11 protein-coding genes are annotated in these 12,267 nt (G+C 65.6%); 1 reads left to right on the forward strand and 10 read right to left on the reverse strand.

The genetic code is table 11. From position 1 onward, the window contains the following. Nucleotides 1-119: 119 nt before the first annotated feature. From tkt to SDENCHOL_RS04050, 4 genes are all read right to left on the reverse strand, one after another. Nucleotides 120-2,147: a transketolase gene (gene tkt, locus SDENCHOL_RS04035; protein ID WP_067170910.1), complete on the reverse strand. Its 2,028-nt coding sequence runs from the start codon at nucleotides 2,145-2,147 to the stop codon at nucleotides 120-122. Between the two features lie 192 nt (nucleotides 2,148-2,339). Then, on the reverse strand, nucleotides 2,340-3,194 hold the full coding sequence (locus tag SDENCHOL_RS04040) for an SDR family NAD(P)-dependent oxidoreductase (RefSeq protein WP_067170907.1): 855 nt from the start codon (nucleotides 3,192-3,194) through the stop codon (nucleotides 2,340-2,342). A 9-nt stretch (nucleotides 3,195-3,203) separates the two neighbouring features. Beyond that, entirely contained in the window at nucleotides 3,204-4,076 is an 873-nt protein-coding gene (locus tag SDENCHOL_RS04045; protein WP_067170904.1) for a phosphoribulokinase, read from the reverse strand. Between the two features lie 19 nt (nucleotides 4,077-4,095). Further along, nucleotides 4,096-5,208 (reverse strand): class 1 fructose-bisphosphatase, encoded by a 1,113-nt coding sequence (locus SDENCHOL_RS04050; protein ID WP_154716107.1) that lies wholly within the window; start codon nucleotides 5,206-5,208, stop codon nucleotides 4,096-4,098. Between the two features lie 110 nt (nucleotides 5,209-5,318). Between SDENCHOL_RS04050 and SDENCHOL_RS04055 the strand changes: the two genes are divergently transcribed. Then, nucleotides 5,319-6,773, forward strand: a complete 1,455-nt coding sequence (locus SDENCHOL_RS04055) for an HDOD domain-containing protein (protein ID WP_067170898.1) — start codon at nucleotides 5,319-5,321, stop codon at nucleotides 6,771-6,773. Nucleotides 6,774-6,795: 22 nt separating this feature from the next. Here the strand turns inward: SDENCHOL_RS04055 and SDENCHOL_RS04060 are convergent, their stop codons facing one another. The 6 genes from SDENCHOL_RS04060 to SDENCHOL_RS04085 form a co-directional block, all read right to left on the reverse strand. Continuing rightward, nucleotides 6,796-7,515 carry an ABC transporter ATP-binding protein gene (locus tag SDENCHOL_RS04060; RefSeq protein ID WP_067171152.1) on the reverse strand — a complete coding sequence of 240 codons (720 nt, stop codon included), beginning with the start codon at nucleotides 7,513-7,515 and terminating at the stop codon, nucleotides 6,796-6,798. Continuing rightward, the gene (locus SDENCHOL_RS04065; protein WP_067170895.1) at nucleotides 7,508-8,305 is read right to left on the reverse strand and encodes an ABC transporter ATP-binding protein; all 798 of its coding nucleotides are present in this window, start codon (nucleotides 8,303-8,305) and stop codon (nucleotides 7,508-7,510) included. The genes SDENCHOL_RS04060 and SDENCHOL_RS04065 overlap by 8 nt, the downstream gene beginning before the upstream one ends. After that, nucleotides 8,302-9,378, reverse strand: a complete 1,077-nt coding sequence (locus SDENCHOL_RS04070) for an ABC transporter permease subunit (protein ID WP_067170892.1) — start codon at nucleotides 9,376-9,378, stop codon at nucleotides 8,302-8,304. Before SDENCHOL_RS04070 ends, SDENCHOL_RS04065 begins: the two co-directional genes overlap by 4 nt. Nucleotides 9,379-9,389: 11 nt before the next feature. Beyond that, on the reverse strand, nucleotides 9,390-10,376 hold the full coding sequence (locus tag SDENCHOL_RS04075) for a branched-chain amino acid ABC transporter permease (RefSeq protein ID WP_067171149.1): 987 nt from the start codon (nucleotides 10,374-10,376) through the stop codon (nucleotides 9,390-9,392). 55 nt (nucleotides 10,377-10,431) lie between these two features. After that, nucleotides 10,432-11,685 carry a branched-chain amino acid ABC transporter substrate-binding protein gene (locus SDENCHOL_RS04080; protein ID WP_083522891.1) on the reverse strand — a complete coding sequence of 418 codons (1,254 nt, stop codon included), beginning with the start codon at nucleotides 11,683-11,685 and terminating at the stop codon, nucleotides 10,432-10,434. A gap of 230 nt (nucleotides 11,686-11,915) precedes the next feature. After that, complete coding sequence (locus SDENCHOL_RS04085; RefSeq protein ID WP_067170890.1) at nucleotides 11,916-12,245, reverse strand: c-type cytochrome; 330 nt, start codon at nucleotides 12,243-12,245, stop codon at nucleotides 11,916-11,918. Nucleotides 12,246-12,267: the final 22 nt, after the last annotated feature.

The raw sequence follows: 12,267 nt of genomic DNA on the forward strand, positions 1-12,267 counted from the left end.
CAAAAAATTGATAACCAAACTCTGCTGAATCCGTCATTCCCGCGAAAGCGGGAATCCACAAGCCTTTACGTTACCGACATGGATTCCCGCTTTCGCGGGAATGACGTCAGCAACGATCCTTACTGCGTTACTACCGATTCGACGGCACTCACCACGTTGTCCACGGTCAGCCCGAATTCCTTGAACAGCACGCCGGCCGGGGCCGATTCGCCGAAGCGGTCGACGCCGACCACCTTGCCTTCCAGCCCGACGTATTTGTACCAGCCGTCCGTCACGCCCGCCTCGACGGCGACGCGCGGCAGGCCGGCCGGCAGCACCGAGGCGCGCCAGGCGGCGTCCTGGCGGTCGAAGACGTTGGTGCAGGGCATCGAGACGACGCGCACCTGTACGCCCTTCTCGGCAAGCGCCGCTTGCGCCTTCAGCGCCAGGTCGACTTCCGAGCCGGTGGCGATGATGACTGCCTTGGGTTTGCCGTCGGCGGCTTCGGACAGCACGTAGCCACCGCGGCCGATCGCCGCGATGCGCGCATCGTCGCGCTTGACGAAAGGCAGGTTCTGCCGCGACAGGGCCAGGCAGCTCGGGCCGTCGCGCTTTTCGACGGCGGCGACCCAGGCGGCCAGGGTTTCGACGGTGTCGCACGGACGCCAGACGTTCATGTTGGGGATCAGGCGCAGCGTGGCGATCTGCTCGACCGGCTGGTGCGTCGGGCCGTCCTCGCCGAGGCCGATGGAGTCGTGCGTCAGCACGTAGATGACGCGCTGCTTCATCAGCGCCGACATGCGAATCGCATTGCGTGCGTATTCCGAGAACATCAGGAAGGTGCCGCCGAAGGGCAGGATGCCGCCGTGCAGCGCCATGCCGTTCATGATGTGGGCCATGCCGAATTCGCGCACGCCGTAGGAAATGTAGTTGCCCGGCGTCTTGCCGCTGACCGCCTTGCAGCCCGACCAGTTGGTCAGGTTCGAGCCGGTCAGGTCGGCCGAGCCGCCGACGAACTCCGGCAGCGTCGGCGCCAGCGCATTGATCGACAGTTGCGAGGCCTTGCGCGTGGCGACCGTTTCGCCCTTTTCGTTGGCGGCGGCGATGGCTTTCTGCGCAGCCTCGGCCCAGCCGGCAGGCAGTTCGCGCGCCATGCGGCGCTGGTATTCGGCGGCGAGTTCGGGGTGCGCCTGGGCGTAGTGGTCGAACTTGCGCTGCCAGTCGCTTTCCCAGGCGGCGCCCTTCTTCTTCGCGTCCCAGGCCTGATAGACCTCCTGCGGAATCTCGAAGGGGCCGAAGTGCCAGCCAATGTGTGGACGCGCGGCGGCGATTTCGGCATCGCCCAGCGGCGAGCCATGCACGTCGTGGCTGCCGGCCTTGTTCGGGCTGCCGGCGCCGATCACGGTGCGGCAGCAGATCAGCGAGGGCTTGTCGGTGACGGCCTTGGCCGCTTCGATGGCGGCGTGCAGCGCCTCGGGATCGTGGCCATTCACGTTCGGCACCACGTGCCAGCCGTAGGAGGCGAAACGTCCGGGGATGTCCTCGGTGAACCAGCCTTCGACGTGGCCGTCGATGGAAATGCCGTTGTCGTCCCAGAAGGCGGTCAGCTTGCCCAGGCCCCAGGTGCCGGCCAGCGAGCAGACTTCGTGGCTGATGCCTTCCATCAGGCAGCCGTCGCCGAGAAAGACCCAGGTGCGGTGATCGACGATCTCGTGGCCCGGCCGGTTGAACTCGGCGGCCAGCAGCTTCTCCGCCATCGCCATGCCGACGGCGTTGGCAATGCCCTGGCCGAGCGGCCCGGTGGTGGTCTCGACGCCCGGCGTGTAGCCGTATTCCGGATGGCCCGGCGTCTTGCTGTGCAGCTGGCGGAACTGCTTGAGGTCGTCGATGGAAAGATCGTAGCCGGTCAGGTGCAGCAGTGCATAGATCAGCATCGAGCCGTGGCCGTTCGAGAGCACGAAGCGGTCGCGGTCGGCCCAGTGTGGGTTGCCCGGGTTATGGCGCAGGTGGTGGTTCCACAGCACTTCGGCGATTTCCGCCATGCCCATCGGTGCGCCCGGATGGCCGGAATTGGCCTTCTGCACGGCATCCATGGCGAGGGCGCGGATGGCGCTGGTGAGGTTGTTGAACATGGGCGGCTCGAAGTCGCTGAACGTGTGGTTGGACATGAAAAATCCCTGGCCGGAACGGACGTGGCGAAGCCCGCTATTATCGCGGAAACGCCCTCTCTTTGGCTAGGTTGCTGATTCTGAAGGGGAGTTTTGGCCGGCTGAAGGAGCGCTGCCGCCGGCCCGGCCTGGGGCTTGGCAGGCCCATGGATCGGTCTTGGCCGGAAATTCGGCCCCGCGCTTCCGGGACGGTTATTCCACCACCGCCGTCGAGAATGCCGGCGGGTTGCCCAGTGCCTTGCGATAGGACGGCGGCCGGCGGCCGTCGAGGTCGGTGATGCCGTAGTGCTTCGCCAGTTCGGCGACGACCTGGATGCTGCCGCTGCGCGTCTGGCGTTCAGGATCGTTGTAGAGCGCACTGATGACGCGGCCGGGGAATTCCGGCGATTCGGCGACCTGGTAGGCGGTGCCGTATTTGTCCGGCTCGGCGCCGCAGACCTGCTCGGTGCGTTCGGTCTTCACCAGGCCCAGCCACAGCGATACCACGGTGACGCCATGCGGCTTGAAGTCGTGCGCCATGTCGTGGGCCATCTTGTCGGTGCCGGCCTTGCCGGCGCCATAGGCCGGGCCGTGCATGTAGCAGGTGCCGCCGAAGGAGGAAGTGAAGGCGAGCAGGCCGCGGTTTGCGATCAGAAGTGGCGCGGCGTGCCAGGCGGCGACGTAGCCCGAGCGCAGGCCGACATCGATGAGGCTCAATTCGTCGAGCGGTTTTTGCCAGAAAGGCGCGGCTTCGGCCAGCCCGGCCGGCAGGGCGATGGCGTTGTTGACCAGGATGTCGAGACGGCCCCGTTCGCGCGCGACCTGGGCAAAAAGCCGGGCAATCGAAGCGTCATCCGCATGATCGCAGTGCACGGCGATGCCCTGCCCGCCGCGGGCGGTGATTTCGGCGGCCGTCTGCCTGAGCGTGCCGCCCAGGCCCGTTTCGGTGGCGGCATCCAGGCTGCGCCCGGTGACATAGACCGTCGCGCCCTGGGCGCCCAGGGCCAGGGCGATGCCTTTGCCGACACCGCGCGAGGCGCCGGTGACGACACAGATTTTTCCTTGCATGCGTTATTCCTATGCGCGTTTGCGGTTTTCCATCAGCCGCAGCACCATCGGCGTGAAGATCAGTTGCATCGCCAGTTCCATCTTGCCGCCCGGCACCACGATGCTGTTGGCGCGCGACATGAAGGAGCCGGTGATCATCGACAGCAGATAGGGAAAGTCGATGCCATGCGGATTGGCGAAGCGGATCACCACGAAACTTTCGTCGGCGCTGGGTATGTCGCGAGCGACGAAGGGATTCGACGTATCGACGGTCGGCACGCGCTGGAAATTCACGTGGGTGCGGGCAAACTGCGGGGTGATGTAGTTCACGTAATCCGGCATGCGCCGCAGGATGGTGTCGACCACCGCCTCGGTCGAATAACCGCGCGTCGCCTTGTCGCGATGCAGCTTCTGGATCCATTCCAGATTGATGATCGGCACCACCCCGACCAGCAGGTCGACGTGGCGGGCGACATCCACCGTATCGGTGACGACGGCACCGTGCAGGCCCTCGTAGAACAGTAGATCGCTGCCGGGCGGCAGGTCTTCCCAGGGTGTGAACGTGCCTGCGGCCTGGCCACAGGCGGCAGCCTGTTTCTCGTCATGCAGATACTTGCGCATGCGGCCGCTGCCGTCCTGGCCGTAGTTGCAGAACAGCCGTTCCAGTTCCTCCAGCAGGTTGGCATCCGGGCCGAAGTGGCTGAAATGCTGGTTGCCGGCGCGGGCGGCATCGGCCATGGCCTGCTGCATGGCGGCGCGGTCGTAGCGATGGAAGGAATCGCCCTCGATGATCGCCACTTGCAGATTTTCGCGGCGGAAAATGTACTGGAACGTGCGGCGCACCGAACTGGTGCCGGCGCCGGAGGAGCCGGTGATGGCAATGATCGGATGCTTGAGCGACATCGCGGCTGCCGGATCCGGGTTACTGGGCGTCGTTGCGGAACAGCGAGCGCGAGGAGAACAGTGGCGAATCGAAGCCGCTGTCACTGCCGTTGCCGCCACCCTGGTTGCCCTGGTCGAATTCCGCGTGGTAGCGCAGGATGCGTTCGACCTCGTTCTTCGAGCCGAAGATGAACGGCGCGCGCTGATGCAGCGATTCGGGCTGCAGCTCCATGACCCGTCCGCGCCCGGTGATCGCCATGCCGCCGGCCTGCTCGACGATGAAGGAAATCGGGTTGGCTTCGTACATCAGGCGCAGGCGGCTGGGCTTGTTGGGATCCTTGCTGTCGCGCGGGTAGAGAAAAACGCCGCCGCGCGTGAGGATGCGGAAGGTGTCGGCCACCAGCGAGGCCACCCAGCGCATGTTGTAATCCTTGCCGCGCGGCCCGGTCTTGCCGGCCAGATATTCGCCGATGCAGCGCCTGACCGGCGGTTCCCAGAAACGCTCGTTGGAGGTGTTGATGGCGAATTCCCTGGTGTCTTCCGGGATGTGCATTTGCGGATGGGTGAGGATGAAGTCGCCGACGTCGCGATCGAGCGTGAAGCAATCCACTCCGTTGCCCGTGGTCAGCACCAGCATGGTCGATGGGCCGTACAGGGCAAAGCCGGCGCAGACCTGCTGCGTGCCGGGTTGCAGGAAATCCTCGAGCGTCGGCTGCTCGCCGGGGTGTTTGGTGCGCAGGATGGAGAAAATGGTGCCGACGGTGACATTCACGTCGATGTTGGAACTGCCGTCGAGCGGATCGAAGATCAGCAGGTATTTGCCGCGCTGGAAGCGGTCGGGGATCTGGTAGATGTCCTCCATTTCCTCGGAGGCCATGCCGGCGATATGGCCGGACCATTCGTTCTCGTGCAGCATCACGTCGTTGCTGATGACGTCCAGCTTCTTCTGCACTTCACCTTGCACATTCACCGCGTTGCCCTGGGCGGCATTGCCCAGCGCGCCGACCAGGGCGCCGCGCTGGACCTGGTTGGCGATGATCTTGACGGCGGTGGCCAGCGAACTCAGCAGGCCGGAGAAGTCCCCGGAAACGCCGGGGTGCAGATGATCCTGCTCGATGATGTAGCGTGTCAGGGTTTTGTGGCGATCGGGCATGGTTTGTTCCTCACTGACAATCGGGCGATTTTAACAGGGCCGCCGAGCGGATTAGAATCGACCCCCCGGCCATTCGGCTGGGCTGGTGTACCGACGAGGGATATTCAGATATGGGGAATACGCAACCGGAGACGCTGTCCCATCTGCTCAAGCTGATGGATGCCAGCCCGGGGTTTGCCGGGCTCGGGAATGCAGTGCAACTGGTCAGCAGGTTGGCGGACGCCGAGGACGGCGGCACGCGCGACATCGTCGCGGCGATCCTGAGCGATGCCGCATTGACGGCCCGGTTGCTGCGCATTGCCAATTCGAGCCGCAATGCGCGCGGCGGCCGCAATGTGTCGACCATCGACCAGGCCATCGTCATTCTGGGTCTGAGTACCGTCAAGTCGGTCGTGCTCTCGCTGGCGCTGCTCAATACCATGGCGGGCAGTCCGCAGACGCGGCTGCTGAATGCCGAAATCGTGGCCGCCTATTTCTGCGGCAGTTTCTGCGCCGAACTGACTCGTTTCAACGGGGCGCGCTACAGCGCCCAGGAAGCGCAGGTCTGCGGTTTGCTGCAGAACCTCGGGCGAATGATGGTGGGCTATCACCTGCATCCGGAAATCGAGCGCAGCCGCGATTTGCAGGTGGCGAAGAATCTGACCGAGGACGAAGCCGTCATGCAGACGTTGGGGATCGGTTTCGAGGAGATCGGCGCGGGCATCGCCGCGCACTGGAATCTGCCCGACGTCCTGCAGCAAAGCCTGGCCGCACGCAAGGAAAAAGCGCCGCCGCGCAGCATCAATACGCCGATCGAATGGCAGCGTTACGCATCCCTGTTTGCCCGCTGCATCACGGACATTCTGTTCCGCCTGCCGGAAGGCCGCGAGAAGATCGAAATCGCCAATGAAATCGAATACTTCCGCATTGTTCTGCGCCTCAAGGATGGCGAAGTGCGCGAATGGATCGACAAGGCCCTGCAGGAAACCGACCAGCAGCTTGGCGAACTCGCTTTTCCCTGCGATGTCGAGCAGGCGCGGCTGCAGTTGCGCAAGGCTTCCGAGCGCGTGCTCGATCTGCTGTCGGCGCAGGACAGCCTGACCCGGGAGAGCAAGTTTGCCGATGGCAGGAAGCCGGTCGAGATCTTTCAGCAGGTATTGCGCCAGTTTCACGACAAATACGCGTTCGACCGCAGCCTGCTGTGCTTGCCCGACGGTTCTTCGGGGCTCGTGGCAGTGGCCGGCGTGGGCCGCAATGCCGCGGCGATCGCGGCGCGCTTCCGCTGCCAGGGGACGCGGCCCGATATTTTTCGCCTCGTCTTCAACAGGAAGCTCGACCTGTATATCGCCGATACCCAGGCGGAAACCTACGCGAAGCACTTGCCGGAATGGTATGCGGGGCTGGTCGGGGCAAAGTCGATCATGTTGCTGGCCATCGTCGACGGCGGCCAGCCGCTGGCGCTGCTGTACGGTGATCATGCCGATCTCCGGGCGCAGGCGCCGGACGGGATCGCCAGCGATCCCGAGGTCAGGCAGTGGCGCGCGCAGTTGGTGACGGCGCTGCAGGGGCAGGCAGCGAAGAGTTGAGGCTGAGGCAGGCCGTCCGGCTTCACTCGCCCAGGTAGGCCGCGCGCACGCGCGGATCGGCGAGCAGGCTGGCGGCATCGCCGCTCAGGCTGACGCGGCCGCTTTCCATGACATAGCCGCGACTCGCGGTTTCCAGCGCCAGGCGCGCGTTCTGCTCGACCAGCAGGATGCTGACGCCGCTGGCGGCAACATTGCGGATGACTTCGAAAATCTTCTGCACCATCAATGGCGCCAGCCCCATCGACGGCTCGTCGAGCAGCAGCAGGCGCGGCTGGCCCATCAGCGCGCGGCCGAGGGCGAGCATCTGCTGCTCGCCGCCGGAAAGCGTGCCGGCGAGCTGCCGCTCGCGTTCCGCGAGGCGTGGCAACAGGCCGTAGATGCGTTCGAGATCGGCGCGGATGGCCGGTTTGCTCCCGCGGCGCTGGCGGGCATAGGCGCCCATCAGCAGATTCTCGGCCACGCTCAGGCGGGTGAAGATGCCGCGCCCTTCCGGCACCAGGGCCAGTCCACGGGCAATCAGCCGATGCGTCGGCAGCGTGGCCAGATCTTCGCCGCAGAGCCGGACGCGGCCTTGCGTCGTGCCGTCGTGCAGGATGCGCGCGATGGCCTTCAGCGTGCTCGACTTGCCGGCGCCATTGGCGCCGATCAGGGCGACGGTTTCGCCGGCCGCCACCGTCAGGTCGATGCCCTGCACGGCGGCGATGCCGCCGTAATGCACTTCCAGCCCGCGGACTTCAAGCATGGCCGGCGCCATGGCGCTCCCCCACGCTGCCGCCGAGATAGGCTTCGATGACCTGGGGATTGCGCTGCACGGCGGCGGGCACGTCCTCGGCGATTTTCTCGCCATGGTCGAGCACGGCGATGCGATCGCACAGCCCCATCACCAGCTTGACGTCGTGTTCGATCAGCAGAATGGTCAGGCCGTCGTCGCGCAGGCCCTGGACGAGCGTGCGCAAGGCGGCGGTTTCGGTGGCGTTCATTCCGGCGGCGGGCTCGTCGAGCGCCAGCAGGCGCGGCTCGGCGGCCAGGGCGCGGGCGATTTCCAGGCGCCGCTGGTCGCCGTAGGCGAGGTGGCGGGCGAGCTGGCCGGCGCACTCGCCGATGCCGACATAGTGCAGCAGCTCGGCGGCCCGGCGCCTGGTCGCGCTTTCCTCGGCACGCATCGCCCGGCTGCGCAGGATGGCGCCGAACACCCCGCTCCGGGTGCGCAGATGCCGGCCGACCATGACGTTTTCCAGCGCCGTCATGTTGGCGAACAAACGGATGTTCTGAAAGGTGCGGGCAATCCCGGCCGCCGCGATGCGATGCGGCGCGCTGGCGGCAAGGCGCTGGCCGGCGAACTCGAAATGGCCGTCGTCGGCCGGGTAGAGGCCGGTCAATACGTTGAAGAAGCTGGTCTTGCCGGCGCCGTTGGGGCCGATCAGGCCGTAGATTTCGCCTTCGTCGATGGTCAGCGACACGCCGTTCAGTGCGCGCACGCCGCCGAAGCGCTTGTGGATGCCGTGGGCGGCAAGCAGCAGCTTGCCGCTCATTTGCCGCGCGCTTCCGTCATGGCGAACTCGCGCTGCCGCGCGCGCAGCGGCCAGAGGCCGGCCGGACGGAAGCGCATCATCAGCACCAGGGCCAGACCGAACAGCAGCATGCGGATGACTTCCGGCTCGACCAGCAGTTTGCCGAACAGCGCCATCTGCAGCGGTTCGACGGTATAGCGCAGGAGCTCGGGCACGAAGGAGAGCAGCAGCGCGCCGCCGATCACCCCCCAGATGTGGCCCATGCCGCCCAGCACCACCATGGCGAGGATCATGATGGATTCCGTGAGGACGAAGCTCTCCGGACTGATGAAGGTCTGGATCGCCGCGAACATGCCGCCGGCCACGCCGCCGAAGCTGGCGCCCATGGCGAAGGCCAGCAGCTTGATGCGCGAAGTGTCGATGCCGATGGCGCGGGCGGCGAGCTCGTCCTCGCGGATCGCCTCCCAGGCGCGGCCGATGCGCGAGTCCTGCAGGCGCAGGTTGATGACGATGACCAGCAGCAGCAAGGCCAGCAGCAGGTAGTAATACTTCATTGGCCCGCTGAAATCGAGACCGAGCAGACGGTCGCTGCGGGCAAAACTGAAATCGCCGATCTGCACCGGATCGATGCGGCCGATGCCTTGCGGGCCATTGGTGATATTGACGGGGCGCGACAGATTGTTGAGGAAGATGCGCACGATTTCGCCGAAGCCCAGGGTGACGATGGCCAGATAATCGCCGCGCAGCTTCAGCACGGGAAAACCGAGCAGCACGCCGCACAGGGCGGCCGCCAGGGCGCTGACCGGCAGGGTCAGCCAGAACGGCAGATGCAGGCCGAAGTGCGGCGAGGCGAGCAGGGCATGGACATAGGCGCCGACGCCGAAGAAGGCGACATAGCCCAGATCGAGCAGGCCGGCGAAGCCGACCACGATGTTGAGCCCCAGCGAGAGGAAGATGAACAGGATCGCCAGATTGGCGATGCGTACCCAGGCGGTGCCGGCGGCGGACAGCGCGAAAGGCAGGACGATCAGCGCCAGGGCGATCAGCAGCAGACCCAGGCGGGCGGGCAGATGGGGCAGGCGGGGCAAGGTCATGGCGGCTCGGCTCAGGCGCGGTCGGCGACGCGTTCGCCGAGCAGGCCGGAGGGACGGAAGAGCAGGACCAGGATCAGCACGGCGAAGGCAAACACATCCTGGTAATTGCTGCCGAACAGCACCAGGTGGCCGCCATTGGCGCATTGTTCGTCGAACAGGCGGGCCAGCGGCGCATAGCGGCACAGGTCGCTGAAATCGCCGATATAGCCGGTGCCCAGGGCTTCGACCAGACCGAGCAGAATGCCGCCGACCATGGCGCCGGGGATGTTGCCGATGCCGCCGAGCACCGCCGCCGCGAAAGCCTTCATGCCGAGCATCGCGCCCATGGTGTAGTGGGCCACGCCGTAGTACATGCCGACCAGCAGCCCGGCGACGGCAGCCAATGCCGCGCCGATGACGAAGGTCAGGGCGATGACCCGATCCACGTCGATGCCCATCAGGCGCGCGACGTCGGTGTTCTCGGCGGTGGCGCGCATGGCGGTGCCGAGCCGGGTGCGATAGACGATCAGGGCGAGGCCGGCCATCATCGCCAGGCAGATCAGCACGATGGCAATCTGCAGGCTGCTGATGCTGGCGCCGGCGACTTCATGCATCGTCGTCGGCAAAAGCTGCGGAAAGGCCAGCGGACTGCGGCCCCAGAACATCATGGCGACCTGCTGCAGGACGATGGACATGCCGATGGCGGTAATCAGCGGCGCGAGGCGCGGTGCGCGGCGCAGCGGCCGATAGGCGAAGCGTTCGAGAAAATAGCCCAGCGCCATGCAGGCCGGCACCGCCACCGCCAGGCCGCCGAGCACGCTGGGCAGCGCCGGCACGCCCTGGCCGCTCAACAGCATGATGACGCCCAGGGTGATCATCGCGCCCAGCATGACGACTTCGCCATGGGCAAAATTGATCAACTGGATGATGCCGTACACCATGGTGTAACCCAGCGCGACGATGGCATACAGACAGCCCAGGGTCAGGCCGTTGATGATCTGCTGCAGCAGGATGTCCAAAGTGGTCGGGCGCGTGATGTGGCGATGGCGTTCGGGCGGGGCGGTGGATGACGGGTTATCGTTCGGCCGCGGCTTCCTGGCCGCGGCTGCGGGCAATGAACGCTTCGTACCCGATCAGGGCGCCGCTCTTGACGATGGTCAGCGGCACGATCCGGCCCGAGCGGGCGGTGAAGATGGTGATTTCGGCGTCCTTGCGGTCGCCCTTGGCATCGAATTCGATATGGCCGGTCGCGCCGTCATGGCGGATTTGCGCCAGCGCGGGCAGATACTGCGCCGGATCGCTGGAACCCGCCTGCTGCATCGCCGCGATCAACAGGTTTGCCGCGTCATAGGTGAACGGGCCGTAGAGCAGGGGCTCGCCGGCGAAGCGTGCCTGGTAGGCATCGAGAAACGGCTGGCTGGCGGCGCGCACCGGAATGCCGGCCTGCGAGCAGTACATGCCTTCGACGGCCGCGCCGGCCAGTTCGAGCATCTTGTCGGTGCAGCCGCCGTCGCCGAAGCTGAACGGCTGGTTGAGTCCCAGTTCGCGGGCCTGCTTCAACAGCGGGCCGGCGGTATCGTCCATGCCGCCGTAGAACACGGCATCGGGTTTCTTGCCTTTCAGCTTGGTGAGGATGGCCTTCCAGTCCGCCGTCTTGTTGGTTCCCTGTTCGCGCGGCAGTACCTGCACGCCGGCGGCCTTCAGGGTTTTCTCGACTTCATTGGCAAGACCGGCGCCGTAAGCCGTGGCGTCATCGATCACGGCAACGGTTTTCGGCTTGATTTCGGCGAGCAGATAATTCGCCACGGCCGGCCCCTGCTGATCGTCGCGGCCGACGATGCGGAAGACGTGGCGGAAGCTCTGTTCGGTGAGCTGCGGGTTGGTCGACGATCCGGAAATCATCGGGATGCCGGCCTGCTCGTAGAGCGCCGAGGCGGGGATCGTGGTGCCCGAGTTGAGGTGGCCGACGACCCCGGCGATGCCGGCGTCGATGAGCTTCTGGGCGACGGTCGTGCCGATCTTGGGATCGCTCTGGTCATCCTCGCTGAGGAGCTCGAAATGCACCTTGCGGCCGCCGATTTCCACGCCCCGGGCGTTGGCTTCCTCGATCGCCAGACGCACGCCGTTTTCATTGTCCTTGCCCAGATGGGCGCTGCCGCCGGTCAATGGCGAAACCTGGCCGATGCGGATGATGGTCGCGCCATCGGCGGTGGCGCCCGAGGCCGGCGTGGGGGCGGCGGGCTTGCCGCAGGCCGCCAGGCAGAGAATGGCGGAAAGCGCGGCCATCAGGGGCAAGGTGCGCGCGCGGTGCGGGACAGTCGGTTTCATGGGCAAAGACCGGGAAGTAGGCTGGCAAGTGGGGGATTTTTGCCGCAGCACCGGGTGCTGTCAACGTGTCTGCGTGTTTGCGAGTCCGCGTATCCATGTATCCGGGAATCACCGCCACCCGCGAGATCCGGGGGAAGCGGTAGCGCACGATGAAACGGGAAACGTAAGTAAACGCAAAAACCAGCCCGCAGGCTGGTTTTTGCAAAGAGTGGCGCAGGACGCCTGGCTTCTTACTTGGCGCCGTCGAGAATCCACTTGACGAGCTTCTTGACGTCCTCGTCCTTGACGGCAGCGTTGGGAGGCATCGGCGAGCCCATCTTCCAGACTTCACCGCCGGTGGCGCCGGTACCTTTCTTGACGCGATCGAACAGGCGGGCCTCGGCATTCTTGTCGCCGGCGTATTTCTTGGCGATGTCCTTGTAGGCCGGGCCGACCAGCTTCTTTTCCACGTTGTGGCAGGCCAGGCAGTTGCTCTTCTTGGCCAGGGCGGCATCGGCGAAGACGGGGGCGGAGACCAGCACGGCTGCGGCGGTCAGAGCGGCGGTGACGATATGTTTCATGGCTTTCCTCTTGAGTGAAATA

It is taken from the genome of Sterolibacterium denitrificans (assembly GCF_900174485.1).
Lineage (GTDB): Bacteria > Pseudomonadota > Gammaproteobacteria > Burkholderiales > Rhodocyclaceae > Sterolibacterium > Sterolibacterium denitrificans.